19 protein-coding genes are annotated in these 26,126 nt (G+C 62.8%); 16 read left to right on the top strand and 3 right to left on the bottom strand.

The window, feature by feature from the left end; all coding sequences use genetic code 11:
• Positions 1 to 10: 10 nt before the first annotated feature.
• The 4 genes from AABA48_RS07900 (at position 11) to hypD (ending at position 7,182) form a co-directional block, all read left to right on the top strand.
• Positions 11 to 2,473: a S8 family peptidase gene (locus tag AABA48_RS07900; RefSeq protein WP_338271268.1), complete on the top strand. Its 2,463-nt coding sequence runs from the start codon at positions 11 to 13 to the stop codon at positions 2,471 to 2,473.
• 604 nt (positions 2,474 to 3,077) lie between these two features.
• Positions 3,078 to 3,626 (top strand): YybH family protein, encoded by a 549-nt coding sequence (locus AABA48_RS07895; RefSeq protein WP_286352262.1) that lies wholly within the window; start codon positions 3,078 to 3,080, stop codon positions 3,624 to 3,626.
• A gap of 294 nt (positions 3,627 to 3,920) precedes the next feature.
• Complete coding sequence (locus AABA48_RS07890) at positions 3,921 to 4,817, top strand: glycyl-radical enzyme activating protein (RefSeq protein WP_286352263.1); 897 nt, start codon at positions 3,921 to 3,923, stop codon at positions 4,815 to 4,817.
• Positions 4,818 to 4,821: 4 nt separating this feature from the next.
• A complete protein-coding gene (gene hypD, locus AABA48_RS07885; protein WP_286352264.1) occupies positions 4,822 to 7,182 on the top strand; it encodes a trans-4-hydroxy-L-proline dehydratase in 2,361 nt (786 codons plus the stop codon).
• 267 nt (positions 7,183 to 7,449) lie between these two features.
• On the opposite strand, the gene katG is transcribed toward hypD, so the two are convergent.
• Positions 7,450 to 9,633, bottom strand: coding sequence for a catalase/peroxidase HPI (gene katG / locus AABA48_RS07880; protein ID WP_286352265.1), 2,184 nt, complete (start codon positions 9,631 to 9,633; stop codon positions 7,450 to 7,452).
• 300 nt (positions 9,634 to 9,933) lie between these two features.
• Between katG and AABA48_RS07875 the strand changes: the two genes are divergently transcribed.
• The 8 genes from AABA48_RS07875 (at position 9,934) to AABA48_RS07840 (ending at position 19,501) form a co-directional block, all read left to right on the top strand.
• Positions 9,934 to 10,632 (top strand): LytTR family transcriptional regulator DNA-binding domain-containing protein, encoded by a 699-nt coding sequence (locus AABA48_RS07875; protein WP_014551748.1) that lies wholly within the window; start codon positions 9,934 to 9,936, stop codon positions 10,630 to 10,632.
• Between the two features lie 133 nt (positions 10,633 to 10,765).
• Positions 10,766 to 12,688, top strand: a complete 1,923-nt coding sequence (gene cooS, locus AABA48_RS07870) for an anaerobic carbon-monoxide dehydrogenase catalytic subunit (protein ID WP_338271267.1) — start codon at positions 10,766 to 10,768, stop codon at positions 12,686 to 12,688.
• Between the two features lie 17 nt (positions 12,689 to 12,705).
• On the top strand, positions 12,706 to 13,578 hold the full coding sequence (locus tag AABA48_RS07865) for an ATP-binding protein (RefSeq protein WP_324311469.1): 873 nt from the start codon (positions 12,706 to 12,708) through the stop codon (positions 13,576 to 13,578).
• Positions 13,579 to 13,594: 16 nt separating this feature from the next.
• Positions 13,595 to 14,188: a 4Fe-4S dicluster domain-containing protein gene (locus tag AABA48_RS07860; RefSeq protein ID WP_338271266.1), complete on the top strand. Its 594-nt coding sequence runs from the start codon at positions 13,595 to 13,597 to the stop codon at positions 14,186 to 14,188.
• A complete protein-coding gene (locus AABA48_RS07855; protein WP_338271265.1) occupies positions 14,188 to 15,456 on the top strand; it encodes an NAD(P)/FAD-dependent oxidoreductase in 1,269 nt (422 codons plus the stop codon). The genes AABA48_RS07860 and AABA48_RS07855 overlap by 1 nt, the downstream gene beginning before the upstream one ends.
• A gap of 591 nt (positions 15,457 to 16,047) precedes the next feature.
• On the top strand, positions 16,048 to 17,037 hold the full coding sequence (locus tag AABA48_RS07850; protein ID WP_286352268.1) for an HD domain-containing phosphohydrolase: 990 nt from the start codon (positions 16,048 to 16,050) through the stop codon (positions 17,035 to 17,037).
• A 242-nt stretch (positions 17,038 to 17,279) separates the two neighbouring features.
• On the top strand, positions 17,280 to 18,917 hold the full coding sequence (locus AABA48_RS07845; RefSeq protein ID WP_286352269.1) for an ABC-F family ATP-binding cassette domain-containing protein: 1,638 nt from the start codon (positions 17,280 to 17,282) through the stop codon (positions 18,915 to 18,917).
• Positions 18,918 to 18,946: 29 nt separating this feature from the next.
• Positions 18,947 to 19,501, top strand: a complete 555-nt coding sequence (locus tag AABA48_RS07840; RefSeq protein ID WP_286352270.1) for a YaeQ family protein — start codon at positions 18,947 to 18,949, stop codon at positions 19,499 to 19,501.
• Between the two features lie 93 nt (positions 19,502 to 19,594).
• On the opposite strand, the gene AABA48_RS07835 is transcribed toward AABA48_RS07840, so the two are convergent.
• Together AABA48_RS07835 and AABA48_RS07830 are read right to left on the bottom strand one after the other, a co-directional pair.
• The gene (locus tag AABA48_RS07835) at positions 19,595 to 20,485 is read right to left on the bottom strand and encodes a phosphoribosylaminoimidazolesuccinocarboxamide synthase (RefSeq protein WP_039643943.1); all 891 of its coding nucleotides are present in this window, start codon (positions 20,483 to 20,485) and stop codon (positions 19,595 to 19,597) included.
• A 25-nt stretch (positions 20,486 to 20,510) separates the two neighbouring features.
• A complete protein-coding gene (locus AABA48_RS07830) occupies positions 20,511 to 22,094 on the bottom strand; it encodes a SurA N-terminal domain-containing protein (protein WP_338271264.1) in 1,584 nt (527 codons plus the stop codon).
• Positions 22,095 to 22,298: 204 nt separating this feature from the next.
• Between AABA48_RS07830 and AABA48_RS07825 the strand changes: the two genes are divergently transcribed.
• From AABA48_RS07825 to AABA48_RS07810, 4 genes are all read left to right on the top strand, one after another.
• Positions 22,299 to 23,342: a rod shape-determining protein gene (locus AABA48_RS07825; RefSeq protein ID WP_286352273.1), complete on the top strand. Its 1,044-nt coding sequence runs from the start codon at positions 22,299 to 22,301 to the stop codon at positions 23,340 to 23,342.
• A 107-nt stretch (positions 23,343 to 23,449) separates the two neighbouring features.
• Positions 23,450 to 24,607, top strand: a complete 1,158-nt coding sequence (locus AABA48_RS07820) for a glycosyltransferase family 2 protein (RefSeq protein ID WP_338271263.1) — start codon at positions 23,450 to 23,452, stop codon at positions 24,605 to 24,607.
• The gene (gene gmhA / locus AABA48_RS07815; protein ID WP_338271262.1) at positions 24,604 to 25,173 is read left to right on the top strand and encodes a D-sedoheptulose 7-phosphate isomerase; all 570 of its coding nucleotides are present in this window, start codon (positions 24,604 to 24,606) and stop codon (positions 25,171 to 25,173) included. The genes AABA48_RS07820 and gmhA overlap by 4 nt, the downstream gene beginning before the upstream one ends.
• Positions 25,170 to 26,120 carry a hypothetical protein gene (locus tag AABA48_RS07810; RefSeq protein WP_286352275.1) on the top strand — a complete coding sequence of 317 codons (951 nt, stop codon included), beginning with the start codon at positions 25,170 to 25,172 and terminating at the stop codon, positions 26,118 to 26,120. Before gmhA ends, AABA48_RS07810 begins: the two co-directional genes overlap by 4 nt.
• Positions 26,121 to 26,126 lie beyond the last annotated feature (6 nt).

Genomic DNA, 26,126 nt, shown 5'->3' with positions numbered 1-26,126 from the left:
ATCATCCTCTATGCCTGAACAATCCCCCAAAAACTTACCCCACCTTGTACTAACAGGCACTGCGCATACTGAAGTCTACTCCCCCATTCTAAAACCAGGCCCGAAGCACAAACATCCGGTACGCGACAGGCAGCAGCATGGTCAAACCCTGCTCACCAAGTTGGAACGAATCAGGGAAGAGGCTGTAGAGGTAGGCCGTGAGCAGAGTGCATTCGGCATCGACACTGGCAACGGTATCTATCTGCAATTTGAAAGCGATCCGGAGTTTGATCTCAAGCTGGAGAGCCTGGAGTCTGTGAAGGAGGGGATTGAGCTCGTCGCCGTGAAAAGGGTGGACCACAGGATGGTCGCCACCTGCTTTGTCCCAGAAGGGAAACTGGACCACTTCTTCAAGGCGTTCAGCGAATACCTGGGGAGGGAGACCAAGACCGGGAAGCCTGCCCACCAGCCCTTGGTGGATAGCATCAGTGACATGCGGCGAGCCGTCATCGATGCACTGTGGACCGATGACATTACGCTCTTTCCGGCTGATGACGAGGTGATCTGGTGGGAGGTCTGGCTCAGGGTAGGAGATGACCGCGACGCGTTCACTGGGTTCTTCAAGAGACATGCACAAGAACTGGGGCTGGAGCTGGGGAGAGAAATAAAATTTCCAGAACGGACGGTAGTTGCCGCCAAGGGGACAAAGGCGCAGATTGCACGGTCGATTACCCTTCTGAATTGCATCGCCGAGCTGCGGAGGGCCAAGGAAACGGCCGATTTTTTTACTGCCATGAGGGCAGTGGAGCAGTTCGAGTGGATTGATGATGCGTTGCGCTTGATAGGGCTACCAGTGGCGGATGCACCCGCAGTCTGTCTGCTGGATACGGGTGTCAATAATAGTCATCCCTTGCTTGACGTTGGCTTGAACGCCGAAGATATGGATGCCTATGAGCCCGCGTGGGGCGTTAGGGACCATAAGGGACATGGGACGGAAATGGCAGGGCTAGCCCTGTATGGAGACCTCACTGAAATGCTTGCGACCAAGGATCCTATCCCTTTGGTGCATCGGCTCGAATCTGTGAAAATCCTTCCCCCTGTCGGCGAAAACCACCCTGACTTGTATGGTGCCATCACTGAAGAGTCCGTGGCCCGCGCCGAAGTCTTTGCTCCACATCGCCGCCGGGTGGTTAATCTGGCCATCTCAACTGATGACAAGGACCGGGGGAAGCCTTCTTCGTGGTCTGCTGCCATCGACAAACTTTCCTCGGGCTATGCGGATGATGAACGCCGCCTTGTGGTCATTGCTGCCGGGAACACCGCCCGTGAAAACCGCCATCTATACCCTTACAGCAACATGACCGACGGCGTCCAGGATCCCGGCCAGTCGTGGAATGCACTGACAGTCGGGGCATACACGGAAAAGTGCTGTATCGACGAAGCCGAATATCCTGAATGGCAACCGGTTGCATCCTATGGAGACCTGAGCCCTTGTAGCTGCACATCCATGGATTGGGAAGCGGGATGGCCATTGAAACCTGATCTGGTCATGGAAGGCGGCAACATGGCAATCGATCCGCAAACCGGGTTGGCGGACCATGTTGATTCTCTCGACCTTCTGACCACGAACCGGGATTTCACGGCGAAGCCACTTGTGACCACCGGTGACACGAGCGCAGCCACCGCCTTGGTCAGTCGGATGGCAGCTATTATCCAGGCGCATTACCCTGATTTATGGGCGGAAACAGTTCGGGCTTTGCTGGTTCACAGCGCCGACTGGACGCCGGCAATGATGGACAGGTTTGCAAACGGGAAGCGCGGGGGTATAAGAAATCTTCTCAAATGTTGCGGTTATGGCGTGCCGAGCCTGGATAGAGCCATCTGGAGTGCCCGGAACTCTCTGACGATGATCGTTCAGGATTCGTTGCAGCCTTACGAGAAACAAAAAAGTGATTTCAAGACCAAGGATATGCACATCCACGCCATCCCCTGGCCAGTTGAGGTGCTTCAGGACCTCGGAGATATCCCCGTTGAAATGCGGGTTACCCTGTCGTACTTCATCGAGCCAAATCCTGCCAGGCGCGGTTGGACGAGAAGATACCGATATGCATCACATGGTCTTAGGTTCGATGTGAAGACCCCGGAAGAGACCTTGGAGCAGTTTCGGCAACGGATCAACCGTGCAGCGTATGAAGAAGAGATGGGAATAAAGTCGAGGAGCGATGCGAGACGGTGGGTAGTGGGGCCGGACCTGAGAGGGCTGGGCTCCATTCATTCCGATAGGTGGGAGGGAACGGCGGCCGAGCTCGCAGTGAGAGGATACATTGCTATCTATCCTGTGATAGGATGGTGGCGAGAACGGCACCGACTTGGCCGTTGGAATAAAAAGGCGCGATACTCTCTTGTGGTTTCAATTCTCACGCCACAAGAGGAGGTAGATTTATATTCGGTTGTGCAAAATATGGTAGCGGCTACCGTCGAGATTGCCGACTAATTGTCGATGAGGCGCGATGACCGAATTTGGACTACGGGCGTCGACGGAAGGCATCCTTTCCAATATTGGCTTTCGCTATGCTTTCGCCAATTACAGTGGAGTGTGGTAGATTCTGGTGGAGGAATGAGGACTCATGCCCAGCCAGAAGTTTAGCGAATATATTGAAATTATCAGATTTTAGCTGGCCTTTGTGTTGAATTTTGAGTGGGAACCTTGAGGGTTCGAATCCCGTTTCCCGCTCCAACAAAATCTAACAATCTCAGATGGTTACTAGATTGTTCGTGAAACTGTCCCCGGTACTGTCTCTAAACGGTATCGGGGATTTGCTTTTCCGGGGGAAAACGAAATTCCTACCGAAACACCGGAAGATGTGTTCCGCGTCCTCGTTCCGTCAATCCCGCATCTTAAGCGCTGAAAATTGGATATCTGTCTCTGTTGCCGCTGGTGCAGGAGTTGTTCCGTAACGGCAGTGGGGGCAAGCTGCGGTTGAGCGCATACAACTGCACGTAATGTGGGGGGGTATCGGTTATTTCACCGTGCGGATGTGCTCCATGGTATAAATTGTCAATTCAGAGCTGGTAAACATATTGGGGGAGGTGCTTGTATGAATGTTATGAGTATCAGGGCTAAGTCAATCGTATCACTGACAACTATGATGCTGCTCGGGTGTATTGTGGCCGAAATCTCGTTGAACGGCACCGTGTATGGTTATGATAAGCAAGCAAGTGCTAACGATTCGTCAAAAGAAGGAGTCGCCTCAAATTCTATAGAACACCTCTCAGAGGCGTTGCGTAAAGCGCTTGGCGAGTTCGATCACGCCTTCCAGTCGAGAAATGTCGATGCCCTGAAGCAATTGTTTGCTCCCGATATCGTGATGTATGAACAAGGCACTCAGAACCGCGGCAGGGATGATGTGCTGACAAACCACCTGGGGCCGGAGTTGTCGTCGTTTCAGGAGCTGGCCGCCACGTACAGTGATATTCGGGTCATGGAGTCAGAACGGATGGCCATCATAACCCGTAACTTCTCTGTCAAAGGCAAGAGGCAGGGGCGGTTCTTCGGTATCCGGGGGACCGAAACGCAAGGATGGCAGCTTCGAGATGGGCGGTGGGAGCTGGCGCATCTTCACTGGTCGTTTCCTTCCTCGCACTAGGTCGGTCCATCGGCGGCCATTGCCCATGACGAGAGAACAGGGGCATCCGCGATGAGCGGGGGGGGGCCGGTCAAAGGGGAGCCACCGCAGCACTTCTCCTCCTGGGAGTATCCATGAATCAAAAGGGTTATGGCTTGATGTCATAACCCTTTGCGCGTATGGCACGGTTACCTGCTGAAATAAAATGATAATTCAGCTATCATTCAGCTTTCTGCGTCTCTCCCGGCCGCGCAATCCTTCAAGGTCGCCCCGAACCGGGGAGCGTAGCCGCATCTGTCCGGCCAAGGATACTCGATGATCGATCGGGGCATTGTCTTCAATATCCAGAAATATTCCATCTCCGATGGCCCCGGTATCCGCACGACCGTGTTTCTGAAGGGGTGCCCGGCCAGTTGCTGGTGGTGCCACAATCCGGAAAGCCAGACGCCGGGTCCGGAGATGACCCTTGTGGAAGGGCGCTGCCTTTCCTGCGGCGAATGTGCCCGGGCCTGCCCGCACGGGACCGCGGGCCGCGGGCAGGGGAGCGAGGCGACCTGCCTGATCTGCGGCCGGTGCGCGGATGCCTGTCCCACCGGTGCGCGCCGCCTGGCCGGCACCGAGATGACTGTGGTCGACGTGCTTGCCGCGCTGCTGAAAGACCGGATCTTCTACGAGGAATCGGGCGGAGGCGCAACCTTTTCCGGCGGCGAGCCCCTGTGCCAGCCCGGTTTCCTCAAGGCGCTCCTGGCCGGCTGCCGGGAGCGGGGCATCCGGACGGCAGTGGATACCGGCGGATTTGCCCCGCGGGATCAGTTCCTGGAGGTCGCCACTGCCGCCGACCTGATCCTCTACGACCTGAAGCTGATGGATGCCGAACGGCACCGGGCCGTGGTGGGGCTGGACAACCGGCTGGTACTGGATAACCTGGCGGCGCTCAGCGAGGTGCACGACACCATCTGGATCCGCGTCCCGATCATTCCCGGCGTCAACGACGACCGCGCCAACCTGGAAGCCACCGCCGCCCTGGCGGCACGAACGCCGGGGGTGCGCCAGGTGAACCTGCTCCCCTATCACCGCACCTGGCACGGCAAGCTCCGCCAGTTGGGCAGGGCAGGGGCAGAGGACGCAATCGCTACCCCCAGCAGGGAGCGGATGGAAGAACTGGCGCGGATATTCCGCGCCGCAGGACTGACCACCATCATAGGAGGATAGAGATATGACCGAGCGCACACGGGAACTGCGCCGCAGGAGCCTGGAGGCACGCCCCGCCATTTCCGCCGAGCGCGCGCTGCTGCTGACCGAATTTTACCGGGAAAACGAGGGAAAATACTCGGTGCCGGTGATGCGCGCCCTGTCGTTCCTCCATATCTGCCGTCACAAGACCATCTGGATCGGGGAGGGCGAACTGATCGTAGGCGAGCGGGGGCCCGAACCCAAGGCGGTCCCCACCTATCCCGAACTGACCTGTCACAGCCTGGAAGACCTGCGCATCCTCGATTCGCGTCCCCTGACGAGCTATGCCGTTTCCGCCGAGTGCCTCGCCGCCTACGAGGAAACGGTGATCCCCTACTGGCGGGGGCGCTCCCTGCGGGACAAGATGTTCGGCGAGCTGGCCCCGGAATGGCACGAGGCGTACGCCGCAGGCATCTTCACCGAATTCATGGAACAGCGCGCCCCTGGTCACACGGTCCTGGACGAGAAGCCCTTCCGGCGCGGCCTGCTGGATTTCAAGGCCGACATTGCCCGGGAGATCGAACGGCTCGACTTCGTGCAGGACAGCGCGGCCTGGGAGAAGCGCGAACAGCTCAGGGCCATGGCCATTTCCTGCGACGCGGCCATCCTCTTTGCCGAACGGCATGCCGGCCTGGCCGACGAGATGGCGGCGCGGGAGGCGGATCCGCACCGGAAGCGAGAACTTGAGCGCATCGCCGAGGTCTGCCGCCATGTGCCGGCCCATGCGCCGCGCGACTTCCACGAAGCGCTCCAGGCCTACTGGTTCTGCCACCTGGCAATCATCACCGAGCTGAACGGGTGGGACGCCATGAGCCCCGGCCACCTGGACCAGCACCTGCTGCCGTTCTACGAGCAGGGCCTGGCCCACGGTTCCCTGTCGCGGGATGCGGCGCGGGAGCTGCTGGAATGCTTCTTCGTCAAGTTCAACAACCACCCGGCCCCCCCCAAGGTGGGTGTCACCGCCGCCGAGAGCGGCACCTACACCGATTTTGCCAACATCAACCTGGGCGGTCTGCTGCCCGACGGTTCCGACGGCTCCAACGAGGTGTCCCACATTCTGCTCGACATCATCGACGAGATGCACCTGCTCCAGCCCAGCAGCAACATCCAGCTTTCCCGCAAGTCTCCCGACGCCTTCCTGAGCCATGCCCTGCGAGTCATCAGGAACGGGTACGGCTTTCCTTCCATCTTCAACGCCGACAGCGTGGTGGAGGAGCAGCTGCGCCAGGGCAAGAGCCTGGTGGACGCCCGGGCCGGTGGCTGCAGCGGCTGCGTAGAAGTGGGGGCGTTCGGCAAAGAAGCCTACATTCTCACCGGCTACTTCAACCTGGTAAAGCTCCTGGAACTGGCCCTGCACAACGGCATCGACCCCCGCACCGGCAGGCAGCTGGGCCCGGCCAGCGGCGATCCTGCCGGCTTTGCCTCCTTCGACGACCTCTACGCCGCCTTCGAAACGCAGCTGCGGCACTTCATCGAGATCAAGATGGCGGGCAACCAGCTGATCGAACAAATCTACTGCCGCCTCATGCCGGCGCCGTTCCTGTCGGTGCTGATCGACGACTGCATCGCAACCGGCAGGGACTACAACGCCGGCGGGGCGCGCTACAACAACACCTTCATCCAGGGCGTGGGGATCGGCAGCATCACCGACTCACTGTCCGCCATCAAGGCGCTGGTCTACGACTCCGGCCACATTGCGCTGCCGGACCTGGTGGCCGCACTTGACGCCGATTTTGCGGGGCAGGAGCCGCTACGCCAGCGCCTGCTCAACAGGACCAGCAAATACGGCAACGACGACGACTACGCCGACGACCTTATGCGCCGGGTCTTCGAGAGCTTCTTCAGGACCGTCGATGGCCGGCCCAACAGCAAGGGTGGGCAGTACCGGATCGAGATGCTCCCCACCACCTGTCACGTCTACTTCGGCTCGGTCACCGGCGCAACCCCGGACGGGCGCCGGGCCGGCAACCCGCTCTCGGAGGGTATCTCCCCGGTCCAGGGGGCGGATCGCTCCGGGCCGACTGCGGTCATCAAATCGGCCGGCAAGATGGACCACATCAGAACCGGCGGCACCCTGCTCAACATGAAGTTTGCCCCCTCCCTCGTGGAAGGGGAGCAGGGGATCAGCAAAATGGCCAGCCTCGTGCGGAGCTATTTCCGCATGGACGGGCACCACGTCCAGTTCAACGTCGTGCGCGCCGACACGCTCCGCGCCGCCCAGGCCGACCCCGATGCCCACCGCGACCTGATCGTGCGCGTGGCGGGCTATAGCGACTACTTCTGCGACCTGTCGCGGGAACTACAGGACGAGATCATCACACGTACCGAGCATGATAGTCTTTGATGCCGGCTGTTTGTTGGTTCTGGCGTGCCGTGGTTGCTGATGGGTATTGAGATGGTCGTGGCAGTGGCGCGCCGGTTATTGATGGGATAGGGCGTAAATGGCGCAATGCATCTGTGCAGTGGTTGGCTGGTGGTCTGATGGTGTGGGTAAAGGTGCTGTGACGATCCGGTAGATTCATGACTCGCAGCTTGAGGGGCTGGTGCCCATGGTATCAAAGGGGACGCAGTTGATGCACCGATCAACTGCGTCCCCTTTGTGTTGTCAGCGTCAGGCCAGGTCAAAGCGGTCGAGGTTCATCACTTTGCTCCACGCGGCCACAAAGTCATTCAGGAACTTCTCCTGGGAATCCGCGCAGCCGTAGACCTCCGCCACGGCCCGGAGCTGGGAGTTCGCGCCGAAGATGAGATCGACCCGGGTGCCGGTCCATTTGAGTTCCCCGCTCGCGCGGTCGCGGCCCTCGAACAGGTCTTTGTCTGCCGCGGTGGGCTGCCACACGGTACCCATGTCGAGCAGGTTCACGAAGAAGTCATTGGTGAGCGTTTCCGGCCGCGTGGTAAAGACGCCGTGCTTGGACTGGCCGTAATTGGCGTTCAGGACGCGCATGCCGCCAATGAGCACGGTCATCTCGGGGGCGGTCAGGGTCAGCAGTTGGGCCCGGTCGATCAGCAGTTCCTCGGCGGTTACGGCATATTTGGCTTTCTGGTAGTTGCGGAACCCGTCCGCCACCGGTTCCAGGACGGCGAAGGATGCGGCATCGGTGTGCTCCTGGGACGCATCGGTGCGGCCCGGGGTGAAGGGGACGGTTACGTCGTGGCCGGCCTTTTTCGCGGCCTGTTCGACCGCCGCGCAGCCGCCCAGCACGATCAGGTCGGCCAGCGAGACCTGCTTGCCGCCCGGCTGGGCGTTGTTGAACTCCTGCCGGATTCCTTCGAGGGCCTGGAGCACGGTCGTGAGCCGGGCCGGTTGGTTGACCTCCCAATCCTTCTGGGGGGCGAGGCGAATGCGCGCGCCGTTGGCTCCGCCGCGCTTGTCCGACCCGCGGAAGGTGGATGCCGAGGCCCAGGCCGTGGCGACCAAGTCGGCGATGGGCAGGCCGGACGCCAGGATCTTACCCTTGAGGGCGGCGATGTCCTGCCGGTCGATCAGCTGGTGAGTGACCGCCGGGACCGGGTCCTGCCAGATGAGTTCTTCCGCGGGCACGTCCGGGCCGAGGTAGCGCGAGCGGGGCCCCATGTCGCGGTGGGTCAGCTTGAACCAGGCCCGGGCAAAGGCGTCCGCGAATTCCTCGGGGTTCGCCAGGTAGCGCCGGGCAATGGGCTCGTAGATCGGGTCGAAGCGCAGGGAGAGGTCAGCCGTGGTCATCATGGGCCGCCGCTTCTTCGACGGGTCGTGCGCGTCGACCACCATGTCCTCGTCGGCCACGTCCTTGGCCAGCCACTGATTGGCGCCGGTCGGGCTCTTGACCAGTTCCCACTCGTACTTGAACAGCACCTTCAGGTAGCCCATGTCCCAGGTGGTCGGATTCGGCTTCCAGGCGCCTTCCAGGCCGCTGCCGATGGCGTCGCCCCCCTTGCCGCTGCGGAAGGTGCTCTTCCAGCCGAGCCCCTGATCTTCGAGGGGCGCGGCTTCCGGTTCGGGGCCCACATGGGTCGCCGGGCCGGCGCCGTGGCATTTGCCGAAGGTGTGGCCGCCCGCGACAAGGGCGACGGTCTCTTCGTCGTTCATGGCCATGCGGGCGAAGGTCTCGCGGACGTCGCGGCCGGACGCGACCGGGTCGGGCTCGCCGTTGGGCCCCTCCGGGTTCACGTAGATCAGGCCCATCTGCACGGCGGCCAGGGGATTTTCGAGGTCCCGGTCGCCGGAGTAGCGCTTGTCGCCGAGCCAGGTGTCCTCGCTGCCCCAGTAGATGTCCTCTTCCGGCTCCCAGACATCCACGCGGCCGCCGCCGAAGCCGAAGATCCTGAACCCCATGGACTCCAGGGCGCAGTTGCCGGCCAGGATCATCAGGTCGGCCCAGGAGATCTTCCTGCCGTATTTCTGCTTGATGGGCCAGAGCAGGCGCCGCGCCTTGTCGAGGTTGACGTTGTCCGGCCAGCTGTTGAGGGGGGCCAGGCGCTGGGAGCCGGAGCCTGCCCCGCCCCGGCCGTCGCCCATGCGGTAGGTGCCTGCGCTGTGCCACGCCATCCGGATGAAGAGCCCCCCGTAGTGGCCCCAGTCGGCCGGCCACCACTCCTGGGAGTCGGTCATCAGCGCATGGAGGTCCTTCTTCACGGCGGCCAGGTCGAGCTTCCTGAATTCGTCCGCGTAGTTGAAATCCCCGCCCATGGGGTTGCTCAGGGCGGAGTGCTGGTGGAGGATGTGAAGGTTCAACTGGTTCGGCCACCACTGGCGGTTCGACGTGCCGCCTCCGGCTGCCCGCCTGCCTGTTCTGCTCTCGTTGTCAGCACTCATGCATCGGCTCCTTTCATGGTCCTGGGATAGTGGAGTGGTTCACTTCGTCGGCGATTTTGCCTTTCGGTTGTCACTCGGCAGCAGAATCCTCCGTCACGCCCGGATGGTGCCGTGGTGTTTTTCTGTGTCGATTGTGAAGTTATCATTTTATCAGACAAATCCTATTAGTGAATTCTATCGTTGCGGAGCCGCCCCGGTCGGCCTTGGGCGGGGCCACGCCGCGCGGGGAGGAATTGACTCGACCCCGCGGCCGATGATATACCTCTCGGAACCCTGCAGCCGTCGAGGAGCAGCATCGCCATGAACCGCATCCTCTCCATGATCGAACAGATGGAACCGGGGGTCGTGATCTTCAACGACGACCTGACCATTTCCTCCGTCAGCAGCATGGTGTTCATGATTTTCGGGCATATCCCCCGTGAGCGCATCTTTGCGGGGGATCTCCTGGATATCCACGACGAGGCGGCGCGGGAAAAGGTGAAGGAGACCCTGCGGCTGGCCCGCCAGGCGCAGCGGCACATCCCTCTTTCCCTCAAGTTCATCACCAGCGAGGGGCACGACCGCTACCTCCTCGTCAAGCTGATCACCGTGGCGGAGCGGGACCCAGCCGGCGAGAAGATCTGCGCCCTGTTTTACGACATCACCCCCTTCATCGTTGCCGAGCGAAAGCTCACGCGGGTGCCGGTTACTTCCCGCGGCGACATCCACCTGCTCAGGCCCGAGGAGATCGTCTACCTGAAGGCAGACAATATCTACTCCCTCATCTATACCGAAGCGGGCGAATTCCACAGCGACCTGTCCCTGGGGGCCATGGAAAAACGGCTCTCCGAGGACATCTTCTACCGCATCCACCGCAGCTACCTGGTCAACCTCGCCAAGGTCAGGAAAGTCCACCGGGAAAGCAGCGAGTGCACCGTCGCGGCGGGTGGGGGCGAAGTCCGCCTCCCGGTGAGCCGCGACAAGATGCAGCGCTTCCTGACGGATCTCGGCCTGAAATAGCGCCGGCGGTTCACTCCCCGTTTCCCACCGTTCACAAGTCCCAGACACCTTCCGCAAGTGCCGGCTGGCATTTCATGGCCCCTTCGGCGTACAGGTAGGAAAACCACACCTGCACAACGCGAGGGAGGAGCATATGGACCAGGCACGCAACGGTCATGACAGCCGCAGTATCGATCCGGCCGCGAAGGAGATGCTGCGTATCGCCGACCGGGAGGGATACGCAACCATCTGGGAGCGTTACGAACAGCAGCAGCCCCAATGCAGCTACGGCCAGCTCGGCACCTGCTGCCGGATCTGCTCCATGGGACCGTGCCGGATCGACCCCTTTGGCGACGGCCCCACCCGCGGGGTCTGCGGGGCCACCGCCGACACCATGGTGGCGCGCAACCTGGCCCGGATGGCCGCGGTTGGTTCCTCCTCCCACTCCGATCACGGCCGGAAGGTGGCGCTGCTCCTCAAGGCGGTGGCCAACGGCAGCAACACCGACTACCACATTGCCGACCCGGACAAGCTCACGGCGGTGGCGGAGCGCCTGGGCATCCCCACGGCCGGCCGGTCGACCGCCGAGATAGCCGGCGACGTGGCAGCGGTGGCCATCGACTGTTTCGGCAACCAGGGGGAAGAGCCCATCGTCTTCATGGAGAAGTACATGCCCAAGAAGCGGTTCCAGCGCCTGCGGGAGCTGGAGGAGACCCTCTACCGCACCACGGGCGCGAAGACCGGGTTCCTGCCGCGGGCCATCGACCGGGAGGCCGTTGACATCCTGCACCGCACCCACTTCGGCTGCGACCACGATCCCCTTTCCCTGGTGGCCCAATCTGTCCGCTGCTCCCTTTCCGACGGCTGGGGGGGCTCCCTGATCGCCACCGAGCTGCAGGACATCCTGCTCGGCTCGCCCATCATCAGGCCGGTGAAGGCCAATCTCGGCGTGCTGGAGGCGGAGAGCGTCAACGTGGTGGTCCACGGCCACGAGCCCATCCTGTCGGCCAAGGTGGTGGAGATGGCCCAGTCCCCCGAATGTCGCGCCGCGGCCGAGGCCGTGGGGGCCAAGCGGGTCAACGTGGTGGGGCTCTGCTGCACCGGCAACGAGGTGCTGCTGCGCCAGGGGGTCGGCATGGCGGGGAACGAGTCCCACAGCGAACTGGCCATCATGACCGGCGCCGTCGATGCCATGGTGGTGGACGTGCAGTGCATCTACCCGGCCCTGGCCGATCTCGCCTCCTGCTTCCACACCAAGTTCGTCACCACGAGCGAACAGGCCAAGATCCCCGGCGCGCTCCACATCCAGTTCGAAGAGCACGAGGCCGACGCCATCGCCACCCGCATCATCAAGACCGCCATCGATGCCTTCCCGAACCGCAACAAGGCCCGGGTCTACATCCCGCAGCACACCAGCACCGCCATCGTCGGTTTCACCGTGGAGGAGATCCTCAAGGCGCTCGGCGGAACGCTCCAGCCCCTGATTGACCTGATCGTCACGGGGACCATCAAGGGGGTTGCCGGCATCGTCGGCTGCAACAACGTGAAGGTGCAGCAAGATTTCTTCCACCGCACCCTGACCGAGGAGCTGATCAAGCGCGACATCCTCGTGATCGGCACCGGCTGCTGGGCCATTGCCGCGGCAAAGTCGGGGCTCATGGACCTGCCCGCCCGCGAGCTGGCCGGACCGGGGCTCCAGGCGGTGTGCGGCCAGTTGGGGATTCCGCCGGTCCTCCATATGGGCTCCTGTGTCGACTGCTCGCGGATGCTCAACCTTGCCGGGGCCCTGGCGGATCACCTGCAGGTGGACATCTCCGATCTGCCCCTGGTCGGGTCAGCGCCCGAATGGACCACGGAGAAGGCGGTCGCCATCGGCACCTATTTCGTGGGCTCGGGCATTCCCGTGCACCTGTGGCCGCTGCCGCCCATCCTGGGCGGCCCGGAAGTCACGAAGATCCTCACCAGTGACGCCAAGGACGTCCTGGGCGGGTGGTTCTTCGTGGAGGAAGACCCGAAGGCCACGGCCGACCGGATGGAGCAGATCATCATGGAGCGGCGCGCCGCCATCGGGATCTGACAGGGAGGAGATTCGCCATGTGCCAGCCGCAGTCGCCCGGAATGCGCGTCGTGATCACCGGAAAGGGGGGGGTGGGGAAGACCACCCTCACCTCGTGCCTCGCCACCGTACTGGCCGGGGCCGGAACCCATGTCCTCGCCGTGGATGAGGACCCCCAGATGAACCTGCCCAACGCCCTCGGCGTCCCGTACGAGGCGGCGGCCGGCATCGTACCCCTGAACCGGCACGCCGACTACATCGAGGAAAAGACCGGGATCAGGCCCGGCCGGAACGGGTGGGGCGCGCTCTTCAAGCTCAACCCCGACGTGGATGATGTGGTGAGCCGGCTCGGGCTGAAGGTGGCCGAGAACCTGAGCCTGCTGGTGATGGGTACCGTGAAACAGGCGGGGGGTGGTTGCCTCTGCGCCGAGAACGTGCTCCTCGACGCCACGATCCGGCACCTGGCCCTGCGGATGAACGAGGCGATCCTGCTCGATACCCAGGCAGGGATGGAGCACTTCGGCCGCTCCCTGGCCAAGGGGTTCGGCCAGTGCGTGGTAGTGGCGGATTCCTCCTTCAACGCCCTGAGCGTCGCCCTCCAGTCCGCCGCCCTGGCCCGCGAGTCCGGCATCGGGCTGGTCCACCTGGCCGTGAACCGGGTCACCGGCGACGACCTCCGGCTGGAGCGGTTCCAGCGGGAGACCGGGCAGAACCTGCCGGATATCTTCGACAGGGTGGTACAACTGCCGGCGGAACCGCTCCTGCAGACCCTTGACCCCCACGTGGCGCGGATCATGGCCGACCGGCACAGCGGCTACACGGCGGCAGTGACCCGCCTGGCATCCCTGCTCTGCTCCCCGCCGTGCCCCTGCGCCTCCCCCCGCGACCACGCCCATCACCATGCCCATTGACGAGGGAGACCCTGCAATGAAACGGATATTCGTCGATTACAAGAAGTGCCTCGCCTGCAAAGCCTGCGAAACCGCCTGCGCCGTGCGGCACCATCCCGGCGGCTCTCTCCTGGCTGCCCTCGGCGACGACCGGACCGAAGTGAATGTCCGGGTGCTCGGCATCGACGAGGAGGCATTTCCGCTCTCCTGCCGGCACTGCGACCCGGCCGAGTGCCTCGATGCCTGTCCCTCGGGCGCCCTGGGCCGGGACCCGGAAAACGGCGCAGTCATCCTGGACCCGGCGCGTTGCAAGGCCTGCGCGATGTGCGCCATGGTCTGCCCCTTCGATGCCATTTCCTTCAAGGCCACTCACCGCTCCGACTACGGCCGGGACGTGGCCCACAAGTGCGACCTGTGCACCCCCCGGGTCAGGGAGGGGGGGACCCCGGCCTGTGTCGAGGCCTGCCATTCCGGCGCCCTCGTCTTTGCCGAGTACGGGGCCGCCCGCACCGAACGGGCCGCCAAAAGCCTGCGGCACTACCTCCTCGGCAGGGAAGGGCTGCCGCCCGGCCTCGAACTGCTGCGGGAGATGCGCCGGAAAGAGTTTGCCCGGCGCCGCGGAGGTGAGTGATGAAGGTGGTAACCGTGGGGACGGGAATGGCGGCCGCCGAGTTTGTCGAGCGGCTCAGGCTCGATGGATTCGCGGGCGAGATCGTCATGTGCGGCGACGAGGAATTTGCGCCCTATTCCCCCTGCGTCATCCCCTTTTACCTGGCCGGTGAGCCGCTGGAAACCGTTTACTGGAAGGGGAGCGACTTCTACGGCCGCTACCGCGTGACGCCGCGCCTGGCCGATCCGGTGGTGGAAGTGGATGCGGACCGGCGGCTGGTGCGGACCGTGACGGGACGGAGCGAACGGTACGACCGCCTTTTCTACGCCGCCGGGGCCCGCAGCTGGTATCCCCGGCCCGACTGGCTCGACACCCGGGGCGTCTTCGGTTTCAAGACCCTGTCGGACATGGTTGCCATCGACCGTTACATCCGTGAGCACAACGTGAGCGAGGCGGTCGTGTTCGGCGGCGGCTTCATCGGGGTTGACGCGGCCCTGGCCCTGTGGCACCGCGGGCTGAAGATCACCCTGGTCCACCGCAATACCCGGGTCCTGTCCCAGATGACGGACGAAGAGGGAGGGCAGTTCGCCACCGGGAAACTGGCGGAAAAGACCGGTATGGACATCCGGCTCAGGACCACGGTGGCCGACATCGTGGCCACGGGGGGAGAGCTCTCAGCGGTCCGTTTCTCCGACGGCACCACCAGGGAGACGAAGCTGCTGATCGTGGCAATCGGCGTCTCCCCCAACTCGGAGCCCCTGCGCGGCGACGACAAAGGGGTTCCCTCCGACCGTCAGATGCTGGCGGAAGCGGGCATCTACGCCGCCGGGGACGTGGCCGTCACCCCCCACGCGGTCACCGGCGAGGCCGGGGTTTATGCCACCTATCCCAACGCCATGCGCCAGGCCCGCACCGCCGCGCGGCACCTGTTGCACGGCGACGGCAGCTACGCCGGCTCGGTCAACACGAACGTGCTCAAGAAGCACATCGACTTCCCCATCGTCTCGGCGGGCAGCTTCACGGGCGAGCCGGTCACCTGGCAGCGGGGCGATGTCTGGCGCCGGGTCTACCTGAAGGACGGCATGATCAACGGTTACATCATCATCGGCGATACGAAGATGTCGGGATACATCTATCAGCTCTATGTCTCGCGCCGGCGGGTCGACGGCACCATCCGCACCATCCTCTCCTCCCCGCGCCACGATGCATACTACCGGCAGGTGACCGGATGCGGCGCCGGCAGGGCGTCCGGGCGGGGGTACGGGGTGCAGGGTGTAATGGCCGGATAGTCTGTTGCCCCTCTGCACGCGTCGCCGTTGCGGTGCGAAGGGGGAGAGGGCAGGTGTCTTTGGCTACAGCTCAGGGACCGGATTGCGAATCCGGTCCCTTTTTTGTTGTGTCGTGCCAGCGTGTCCGCACGGTGTTCAAACAAATGTGCAGGCCATGCCATGGCAGCTCGACTGCCGCGACGGGCCCTGCGCAGCGGCGGGAAAATTTCGGGAACCTGCTGATTTTATTGCCCGGCGCTTCGACCATACCGCGCAGTCTCCGTGCATCCCCGATACCGCCTTCGGACGGTATGGGGGATTTTTTTCGGGGAATACGATAGTCAGTCAGGGGTTTCGGAAGGCCTTATCAGGAATTTCCCGATGGTTCCGCGCACAGGATTATGCGCGATTATCCGATACGTTATGGTAGGGGTGATTTCAAATCGGGATGTCTCCGGTCACGTTCGGCCCCCGGCGTGATTGCTGCCGTCTGGGGCGAACCCATTGATGAGGTTGTCGTGAAATACTATCGCTGTGACTGGTTCCGACTCCGAACTCTGGCAATGGGAGAGGATGAGGGTGGGGGGCTGGTATCCGAATGGAGGGGTGTACATGAGTGTTAGTATCCTGTTCGTTGATGATGAAGAGCATATCCTTAAATCTCTGGTACGGCTTTTTGCCGACACGGGAATGGACGTGTTGCGGGCCGGGAGTGCGGTCGAGGCACTGCCGCTCTTCGAGCGGCACGAGATTGCAGTGGTCGTGGCAGACAACATGATGCCCGGAATGCGGGGCGTGGAGTTTTTCAGCCGGCTGAAAAACATTGCCCCTAAGACGGTCAATATCCTGATGACGTCCTATACCGACCTTCCCTCCGCCCTTGAGGCGATCAACCGCGGCGAGGTGTACCGGTTCGTGGTCAAGCCGTGGGATAACGATGAGCTGGTGACGATGGTGGAGCAGTCAATACACCGCTATCTGACACTATCCACCCTTGCCCGTGAGGACGAGACGGTTGTTCAGGGCCTTGCCCAGACCATCGAGTTGAAGGATCCCTACACCCGGGGCCACTGCGGCAGGGTTGCCTCCTACGCCCTGATGATTGCCGATGAACTGCGGCTTTCGCCGCAGATGCGCAAGGACCTCCGTTATGGCAGCTGGCTTCACGACTGCGGCAAGATCGGGGTGCCCGAGGCTATTCTCAACTTCGGCGGTCCTGTGGCGGCACGCGAGTTCGACACCATCAAGAAGCATCCTGTAATGGGTGCTGACATGGCCAGACAGGCACAGCTGCCCACGGCAGTCGTGGATATCGTGCTTTATCACCATGAACGCTTTGACGGAGAAGGCTATCCCCATGGGCTCGCCGGAGAGGCGATTCCCGTGGCGGCACGGATCGTCGCCGTTGCCGATGTTTATGATGCGCTGACGACCGAAAGGCCCTATCGTCGAGCCTATAGTTTGCAAAAAGGCGTTGAAATCCTCCTCTCGATGAAGGGAAATGCACTTGATCCCGCGCTTGTGGATTGCTTCGTGGGAGCTCTCGATAAAAGAAATTTGCTGCTGAGCGATTGTGTGAGTGGAGACCGTGGCCACGGTTGAATCCCCGAAACTGCCCCGGTCAGGGTGCATACCACCGCTCACGAGGAGCCTGTGCCAGAGCCTGCCACCGGGCAGCCGTCCCGGTAAACGCTGCAACGCACCCGACCGGCAATAAATCGGCACGGAGCGGCTGTCCGTGACCGGATCGCCGCTCCATGCGTCCCGTTCGCCCTCAAAAAACAGTTGTCACCCCGTGCCGGTCGTGATAGGTGAAGCACTTCACTTTTCCGGCAGGAGCGGCAATGATCCATCTTTCGAACATCACCAAACAACACGGCAACCAGCTTCTGTTCCGCGACGCAAGCTTTCAGATCCTCCCCGGCAGCCGCACCGGCCTGGTGGGCCCCAACGGCGCCGGCAAGACGACCATCTTCCGGATCATCACCGGCGAGGAGGAGGTTGACGCCGGCGAGATAACCTGCGCCAAGCGGACCTCCATTGGCTATTTTTCGCAGGACGTGGGGGAGATGGCCGGCCGCACGGCTCTGGAGGAGGTCATGGCGGTCTCGGCCGACACCGTGCGCCTGGCGGCCGAGCTGAAGGCGATGGAAGCGGCCATGGCCGAGCCCATGGACGATGATGCCATGGCGGCCCTGCTGGAGCGGTACGGCACCGCCATGGAGGAGTTCGAGCACCGGGGCGGTTACGACCTGGACACCCGGGCGCGGACGATCCTGACCGGGCTCGGCATCGGTCCGGACCGCTACGACCACCCGGTGGAATCCTTCAGCGGCGGCTGGAAGATGCGCATCGCCCTGGCCGGCATCCTGACCCTGCAGCCCGATGTGCTGCTTCTGGACGAGCCCACCAACCACCTGGACGTGGAGTCGATCATCTGGCTGGAGGAGTGGCTGGCCGGGGAGTTCACGGGGGCGCTGCTCATGACGAGCCACGACCGGGACTTCATGAACCGGATCGTGACGCGCATCATCGAGGTGGCGGACAAGACCGTCACCACCTACGGCGGCAACTACGATTTCTACGAGCGGGAGCGGGACATCCGCCGCGAGCAGCTGCTGGCCAGCCACAAGCGCCAGCAGGAGATGCTGGCCAAGGAAGAGGAGTTCATCGCCCGCTTCGCTGCCCGGGCCTCCCATGCGGCCCAGGTCCAGTCACGGGTGAAGAAGCTGGAAAAGATCGACCGGATCGAGATCCCGCCCGAGGAGCGGGTGATCCGTTTCGAGTTCAACGAGCCCCCCCGCAGCGGCGACGACGTGGCCGTGTTCCACGGGCTCGCCAAGAGCTGGAGCCTGCCGGGAGGCGGCGACAAATCGGTCTTCAGCGGCGTGTCCGGCGTGATCCGCCGCCAGAACAAGATCGCCGTGGTGGGGGTCAATGGCGCCGGCAAGTCCACCTTCCTCAAGGTCCTGGCCGGCCGGACCGAACCCACCGACGGCAGCGTGGCCCTGGGCGCCAATGTGTCCCTGGGCTACTTCAGCCAGCACGCCATGGAACTGCTCGACCCGAAAAAGACCGTGTTCGAGACCGTGCAGGACGCCATGCCCCTGGCGACCATCGGCGTGATCCGCAATCTGCTGGGAGCCTTCCTTTTCTCGGGCGACGCGGTGGACAAGCGGATCGAAAACCTCTCCGGCGGCGAGAAGAGCAGGGTGGTGCTGGCCACGCTCCTGGCCCGGCCCCTCAATTTCCTGGTGCTGGACGAGCCCACCAACCACCTGGATATCCGTTCGCGGGAGATTCTGCTCGATGCGCTGCAACACTTCACCGGCACCGTGGTGCTGGTGAGCCACGATCGTCACTTCCTCCGGCTGCTGGTGGACCGGGTGTTTGAGATCGACCACGGCGAAATGCGGATCTACGAAGGAAATTACGGCTACTATCTCGAAAAGTCGCAGCAGCTGCACCAGGCGGCCTGCTGAACTCGCCGGACCCCAAGGAGCATCTCGCCATGGCCCTGCCATCCACTGTTCATCGCGCCGTCATCCAGCTTTCGCACGTGGACCGCGGCATCTACGAAACCTTGCAGACCACCCTTGCCCGGCATCCATCCGAGACGGCGGAGCGGGTAGTCTTGAGGCTGCTTGCCTTTGCTCTCTGGTACGAGCCTGAACTGACCTTCACCAAGGGGATCTGCGCGGGAGACGAGCCCGACCTGTGGTGCAAGGGGCCCGACGGCCGGGTGACGCTCTGGGTCGAGGTTGGTACGCCGGACCCGGAGCGGCTGCTGAAAGCGTGCCGCCATGCGGAGCGGGTCGTTCTCCTGGCCTGCGGCCCGAACAGGTTCCGCTGGGATGCACAGTATCTTGCCCGATTCGACGCAGTCCCCAACCTGACCGTCCAGGGGATAGAGTATGCCGTGGTCGCCCAACTTGCAGCCGGCCTGGAACGGAACATCTCCTGGGAGCTGACCGTTACCGACGGCACCCTCTACCTGACAACGGGGGGAGAGACCCTGGAGGCCGTCCTGGAATCGCTGGCCGGTTCGGCCCCGGCCGCCGGCTGACTCTTCGTCCCCTTACATCCCGAGCCGGAAAACACGAAACCCCGACCGTAGCGGCCGGGGTTTCGTGTTTTTGATCTGGTGGAAGAGGGCGGGTTACTTGCCTTTTCCGGTGAGGCGGACCAGGGCTTCCATGTACTTCTCGCCGGTCTTGCGGATGATTTCCTCGGGCAGGGGCGGCGCCGGCGCGGTTTTGCCCCAGTCGAGGGTCTCCAGGTAGTCCCGCAGGAACTGCTTGTCAAAGGAGGGCTGGGCGCCGCCCGGCTTGTAGCTGTCCTTGGGCCAGAAGCGGGAGGAGTCCGGGGTCATGCACTCGTCGATGATGATCAGTTCGCCGTTGTAGATGCCGTACTCGAACTTGGTGTCGGCGATGATGATTCCTTTGGTGTCGGCGATGTCCCGGGCCCGCTTGTAGATGGCGATGGTGACGTCGCGGATCTTTTCGGCCAGTTCACGCCCGATCAGCTCCACGCACCTGTCAAAGGAGATGTTCTCGTCATGCTCCCCCAGTTCCGCCTTGGTGGAGGGGGTGAAGATGGGCTCCTCCAGCTTGTCGGACTCCACGAGGCCGGCCGGGAGCGTGATGCCGCAGATGGCGCCGGTGGCCTTGTAGTCCTTCCAGCCGGAGCCGGAGATGTAGCCGCGCACGATGCATTCCACCGGCAGGGGCTTGGCCTTCTTGACCAGCATGGAGCGGCCTTCGAGCTGGGCCGCGTACTTCTGGCACTCGGCCGGGAAGTCCTTCACGTCGGTGGAGATGATGTGGTTGGGGATGATGTCCTCCATCTGGCGGAACCAGAATGTGGAGATCTGGGTGAGGACGTACCCCTTGTCGGGAATCGCCTCGTTCATGATGACGTCGAAGGCCGAGATCCGGTCGGTGGTGACGATGAGCAGCGCGTCGCCCAGATCGTAAATGTCGCGTACCTTACCGCGGCCGGCAAGTTTCAGGTCGGGGAAATCGGTCTTGAGCACCAGTTCTGCCATGGCTTGAATCTCCTCTTGTTAATGGTCAGATGTCCTTGAGGGCGGGGTTGATCTCGATCTTCGCCTTGCTCCGAAGCTCTTCGATCCATTTGCGGTATTCGTCGTCCTGCTTGCGCGGCAGGATCTCCTGCTTGATCTTTTCCTTTTGCGCCGCAAAGTTGGCGGCGTTCAGCTCGGTGCGTTCCTTGAGGCGGAAGGCAATCCAGCGGGCGCCCACCCGGATCGGCTCCTTGGAGGCCGGCGCCGCGGTGGTGAGTTTGAAGGCTGCTTCCATGAGTTCCGGCGACACGCCCACCGTGGGGACGCTGCCCTTGGCGTCGAAGGCGAAGGGACCGGAATCCCGGAGCGTGAGCCCGGCCGAATCACCCTTGGCCAGCTTTGCCTGGGCCTCTTCGGCTTTCTTCTTCGCCAGATCCACTGCCTTCGCTGTCTTGGCCTTCTCTTCGACCTGGGCGCGAATCTGGGCCAGGGGCGGCACTTCGGCGGGTTTGCGCTCCTTGATCTTGATCAGGTAGATTCCCTTTTTCGTTTCCACAGGGCCACCCAGTTCGCCCTCCTTGAGGATGAAGGCCCGGCGGATCAGCTCTGTTTCGCCGGCCAGGGCGGGTGCGGGCTGCTGGGCCGTGAACAGGGCGGTCTCTTCCGTCTTGGCGCCCAGGGCCCGGGCCACGGCGCCGATGTCGCCGGTTGCCTTGCTCTTGTTGATAGCGGCGGCGGCCAGTTCGTAGGCATGCTGACCGGCCTTGAAGCGCCGGGCGTCCTCCCGGACCTTTTCCTTGACCTCGGCCAGCGGAAGGATGCCTGCGGGACCCTGGTAGCGGTCGATGTTCTTCTGGTACCAGGCCTGGATATCTGCTTCATTCACCTCAAGGCCGCCCATTTTAACAGGGTCGACCATTACGTAGGTGATGCTGATTTTCTCCGGGGTCTTGAAGTCGTTCTGGTTCTTGGCGAGGAAATCGGTGATTTCCTGGTCGGAGAGCTTGATCTCCGCCTTCACATCGTCGGGGGAGTACGAAACGTAGGAAAGCGCGAGCCGGTCGTTGCGCTTGCGGAAAAGCTCGCGCGCCTCGTCGTCGCTCACCGTGGCCCGGGATTTGATCTGGTCCTGGGCCTTCTTGATCATCAGCTCTTCCTTCTGCCCCGCTTCAAACTCCTTGGGCGCAATCCTGTTGGCCTTGAGGACTTGTACGTACTGGTTGAAGCTGAAGGCTCCGTTCACCTGGAACGAGGGCATGGCGGCGATGGCCTGCTGAACGTCATCCTTGCTGACCTTGATTCCCATATCCCGGGCGGCGTTGCGAACGAGCGCACCTTCGACGAGGGTGTCGAGGGCCTGCTTCTTGACGTTGAGCTGCTTTTCCAGGTCGGGGGTGAGGGCGGGACCGTAGAGCTGGACATAAATGTCGCGCAGCCGGTAGTAGGTCCGCTGGAATTCCTCGTAGCTGATTTTGGTCCTGTCGACCTTGACGGCGTAGCTGGAAGGAGTCAGCTTGCCTTCTCCCTTGCCCCAGACCAGGAAGATGGTTCCGATGAAGGAGAGAACAATGACGCCGAAGACCACCTTGATGACGGGGGACTGCTTGTACTTCCTCATGATGCCGAGCATTGGCGGGGACTCCTTTGTGCCGGATGGATTCGGATGCGCCGTGGAAACGACGGGTCCGAATACTACTATAAGTGCCTATGGGAACGCAACATGATTACACTATCCGGCGCTTTTCCCCCTTGCACGCTGGATGGGTTTCTGCTACGATTCAGCGCTTCAAAATACGTCATTCCCCCTTTGCATGCGTGAAAGGATTCAGAGTCCATGCTCAAAATATTCGACAGCCTCTTCGGCCTTTTTTCCAATGACCTGGCAATCGACCTCGGCACCGCCAACACCCTCGTTTACCTGAAGGGCAAGGGGATCGTGGTGCGCGAGCCGTCCGTCGTGGCGGTGCAGAAGACCAACCTGGGCCAGCAGAAGGTGCTGGCGGTGGGGATGGAAGCCAAGAAGATGCTCGGCCGCACGCCGGGCAACATCACCGCCATCCGCCCCATGAAGGACGGCGTCATCGCCGATTTCGACATCACCGAGGAGATGCTCCGCTACTTCATCCACAAGGTTCACAACCGCAAGACCCTGGTTCGTCCCCGGATCGTCATCTGCGTTCCCTCGGGGATCACCCAGGTGGAGAAGCGGGCCGTCAAGGAGTCGGCCGAATCGGCCGGCGCCCGTGAAGTCTATCTGATCGAAGAGCCCATGGCGGCGTCCATCGGCGCCGGCCTCCCCATCACCGAGGCGAGCGGCAACATGATCGTCGATATCGGCGGCGGCACCACCGAGGTGGCGGTCATCTCCCTGGCAGGCATCGTGCTCACCAAGTCGGTACGGGTCGGCGGCGACAAGATGGACGAGGCCATTGTCCAGTATATCAAGCGCAAGTACAATCTCCTCATCGGCGACCGCATGGCCGAGATCATCAAGATCGAGATCGGCGAGGCTTACGCCGCCGGTGAGATGCGGACCATGGAGGTCAAGGGACGGGACCTGGTCTCCGGCATCCCCAAAACCACCGAGATCAATTCCGACGAGATTCGCGAGGCCCTGTCCGAACCGGTCAACGCCATCGTGGACGCCGTCAAGATCTGTCTTGAGCGGACTCCCCCCGAGCTTGCCGCCGATATCGTCGACCGGGGAATCTTTCTGGCCGGCGGCGGCGCCCTTCTGCGTAATCTGGACATGCTCCTGCGCGAAGAAACGGGGCTGCCGGTCTTCATCGCCGACGACCCTCTCTCCTGTGTCGTTCTCGGTTCCGGCAAGGTTCTCGACGAGCTGAACCTGCTCCGCCGGGTCGCCGTGAGCTCCTGACCGGACGCCGTCCCCCCGGACGCATAAACATCGTTTGCACGGCCGCACCTCACCCGATGTGCGGCCGTGCCGTCATCCCCTCTATCCAGTCACACGGCAGCATTCCGATGGCATCCTTTTCCGTCGACATACTCGTTCCCGTCTGGAACCGTCCCGTTGAGACGCGCAGCTGTCTCGTGTCACTCGTGGAGTCCGCTCCGGAAGCTCGCCTCATCCTCATCGACAACGGCAGCGATCGGGAAACCGAACGACTCCTCGAGGAGTTCGCTGAACGGCTCGGCGAACGGGCCCTGCTCCTGCGGAACGATATCACCTGCGGATTTGTTCCGGCGGTGAACCGTGGCCTGTCCAGGGCCGAAGCCCCCTTTGTCGTGATCGTGCGCAATACCACCGTTGTGGCGCCCGGCTGGCTCGAGCCGCTGGTGGAACTGGCGACGGCACGGTCCGAAACCGGCCTCGCAGTGCCCCGTCTGGTTCTGGATGCCGCCACGTCGCGTCGCGGCAGGAGGAGGCCTGATGTGACGGTGACCGAGGTCTCGCACGGCTCCTTTGCGGCCATGCTGATCCGTCGTTCCCTGTTCGAGCGCATGGGCGGCTTTGACGAAGAACTGGACGGGGATGTCTGGTGCCTTCGGGATTATTCCCGCCGCGCCCTGGCCGAGGGGTATCTGACCTTTGCCGCCGAAGGGGTTCCGGTGGTCTGCCGGGACGAAGTGTTGCTCGGCTCCCCCGGCCGCCGCCGGGAACTGGTCGACGCCAGCGCGGCAGCGGTGGCTACCCGCTGGGGACAAGCGGCATCATACCTTGTCTATTTTCCGTCGACAGCGGATCCGGAGGTGGTACGCACCCGGTTCAGCGTGCTGCTGCGGGCGGCCCGCATGGGGCATCTCCTGACCGTGGCGATCGGTTGTAAGCTCAGGCGGACGGTTTCTGCCGCAGGGCTCGGTTCCGTGCACCGCAGCATCGTCGTGGAGGAACTGCCGCGCTTTTTCGCCCCCTCCGCCCTCCGCAGGATCGTGGACCGCTGTGCGGCCGAGGGGAACGATCCCGTCTGTGTGGCGGGCATCGACGGTGTGGACCTGCCGGGGGAGATGCCGCCGTGCCGCCCCTTCGCTTGGTTCGAGAATGAGGTAGGTGCCCGTGAAGAGGCGTTTTATCGGCGTGGCGCCAATGGAAATCCGGTGACAGCCCCGGCCGATTGCGTTACAGTAACAATTCCCGGCGGAACCCGGAAGGGGGATGAGCGGAAGGAGGTGGCCCTGTGATAGACGACATTACGGCACAACTGCGCGCCGGCCGACAGGTCCTGGAGGCGCTCGAACGGGAGCTGGCAGGCCGCATCGCATCGGTCGCGGAACTCCTTGCCGATTCTCTGGCAGGGGGGCGCAAGCTCCTCGTCATGGGGAACGGCGGTTCTGCCGCCGATGCCCAGCATTTCGCAGCGGAGATCGTCGGGCGTTTCAAGCTCGAGCGCCGGGGATTGCCGGCCGTGGCGCTGACCACTGATACCTCCATTCTCACCGCCATCGGCAACGACTATGGGTTCGACGCCATATTCCGCCGCCAGGTGGAAGCCCTGGCCGACGAGGGGGATGTGGTGGTGGGGATTTCTACCAGCGGCAACTCCCGCAACGTTCAGGAAGCCCTGCTCCTGGCCCGCGAACGCGGCTGCCGCACCATCGGACTCCTGGGCCGGGACGGTGGTTCCATCCGCGATGTCGTGGACCTGGATCTCACCGTGCCGAGTGCCGATACCCCCCGCATCCAGGAGGGGCACATAACCATTATTCACATCGTCTGCGACCTGGTCGAAAAGAGGCTGTTCCCATGAAATACCGTCCCGTGGACCTTTCCGGAGTCACCACCTATCCCCTTGCCGAACGGAAGAACAAGGTGAGCATCCGGCGCGATTTTGCCGGACCGGTCACGCCGGGGATGAGCGTGGCGGATCTGCTCCGGTCCCTGCCGAACCAACTGGGGGCCGAGGCCCTCAAGGGGGTCATCGGCGCCGTGGTCTCGGCACGGGAGAAGGGGAAGCCGGTCATCCTGGCCATGGGGGCCCACGTCATCAAGTGCGGTCTTCAGCCGGTCCTGAAGGCGCTGGTGGAGGCCGATGTCATTACGGCGGTTGCCCTGAACGGCGCCGGGTCCATCCATGACTACGAGTTGTCACTCATCGGCGAGACGAGCGAGGACGTGGGAGCGGTTCTCCACTGTGGCACCTTCGGCATGGCCGAGGAAACCGGCAGCCACATCAACCGGGCCCTCAGGGAGGGTGTCGCCCGGGGGCTGGGCTACGGCGAGTCCGTGGGACGGTTTATCATCGAAAACAATAATCCCTACCGCACGTCGAGTCTCCTGGCCACCTGCGTGGAGCGCGATATCCCGGTGACGGTCCACGTGGCGGTCGGCACCGACATCATCCACCAGCACCCCGAGGCGGACGGCGCGGTCATCGGCGAGGCCACCTTCAGGGATTTCCGGTTGCTTACCTCCGTAGTGGCCGATCTGGGTGACGGCGGCGTCTACCTGAACGTGGGAAGCGCGGTGCTCCTGCCCGAGGTCTTCCTCAAGGCTCTCTCCATCGCCCAGAACCTGGGGCACCACGTGGATCACTTCTCAACCGCCAATTTCGACATGCAGCAGCACTACCGGCCCCTGCAGAACGTGGTGAAGCGCCCCACGTCGGGCAAGGGACGGGGATACACCATCACCGGCCACCACGAGATCATGATCCCGCTCCTGGCGGCGGGCATCCTGGACCGGATACGGGGGTAGGGAGCC

The organism is Geobacter sp. 60473 (assembly GCF_036323535.1).
Taxonomy (GTDB): domain Bacteria; phylum Desulfobacterota; class Desulfuromonadia; order Geobacterales; family Geobacteraceae; genus Geobacter; species Geobacter sulfurreducens.
Note: the sequence above shows the minus strand (reverse complement) of the source record. Positions and strands in the feature narration are given on the sequence as shown.

Coding starts and splice junctions, on each gene's coding strand:
- AABA48_RS07900 (WP_338271268.1), top strand. CDS start 11: ATGCCTGAACAATCCCCCAAAAACTTACCCCACCTTGTACTAACAGGC.
- AABA48_RS07895 (WP_286352262.1), top strand. CDS start 3,078: ATGAATGTTATGAGTATCAGGGCTAAGTCAATCGTATCACTGACAACT.
- AABA48_RS07890 (WP_286352263.1), top strand. CDS start 3,921: ATGATCGATCGGGGCATTGTCTTCAATATCCAGAAATATTCCATCTCC.
- hypD (WP_286352264.1), top strand. CDS start 4,822: ATGACCGAGCGCACACGGGAACTGCGCCGCAGGAGCCTGGAGGCACGC.
- katG (WP_286352265.1), bottom strand. CDS start 9,633: ATGAGTGCTGACAACGAGAGCAGAACAGGCAGGCGGGCAGCCGGAGGC.
- AABA48_RS07875 (WP_014551748.1), top strand. CDS start 9,934: ATGAACCGCATCCTCTCCATGATCGAACAGATGGAACCGGGGGTCGTG.
- cooS (WP_338271267.1), top strand. CDS start 10,766: ATGGACCAGGCACGCAACGGTCATGACAGCCGCAGTATCGATCCGGCC.
- AABA48_RS07865 (WP_324311469.1), top strand. CDS start 12,706: ATGTGCCAGCCGCAGTCGCCCGGAATGCGCGTCGTGATCACCGGAAAG.
- AABA48_RS07860 (WP_338271266.1), top strand. CDS start 13,595: ATGAAACGGATATTCGTCGATTACAAGAAGTGCCTCGCCTGCAAAGCC.
- AABA48_RS07855 (WP_338271265.1), top strand. CDS start 14,188: ATGAAGGTGGTAACCGTGGGGACGGGAATGGCGGCCGCCGAGTTTGTC.
- AABA48_RS07850 (WP_286352268.1), top strand. CDS start 16,048: ATGAGTGTTAGTATCCTGTTCGTTGATGATGAAGAGCATATCCTTAAA.
- AABA48_RS07845 (WP_286352269.1), top strand. CDS start 17,280: ATGATCCATCTTTCGAACATCACCAAACAACACGGCAACCAGCTTCTG.
- AABA48_RS07840 (WP_286352270.1), top strand. CDS start 18,947: ATGGCCCTGCCATCCACTGTTCATCGCGCCGTCATCCAGCTTTCGCAC.
- AABA48_RS07835 (WP_039643943.1), bottom strand. CDS start 20,485: ATGGCAGAACTGGTGCTCAAGACCGATTTCCCCGACCTGAAACTTGCC.
- AABA48_RS07830 (WP_338271264.1), bottom strand. CDS start 22,094: ATGCTCGGCATCATGAGGAAGTACAAGCAGTCCCCCGTCATCAAGGTG.
- AABA48_RS07825 (WP_286352273.1), top strand. CDS start 22,299: ATGCTCAAAATATTCGACAGCCTCTTCGGCCTTTTTTCCAATGACCTG.
- AABA48_RS07820 (WP_338271263.1), top strand. CDS start 23,450: ATGGCATCCTTTTCCGTCGACATACTCGTTCCCGTCTGGAACCGTCCC.
- AABA48_RS07810 (WP_286352275.1), top strand. CDS start 25,170: ATGAAATACCGTCCCGTGGACCTTTCCGGAGTCACCACCTATCCCCTT.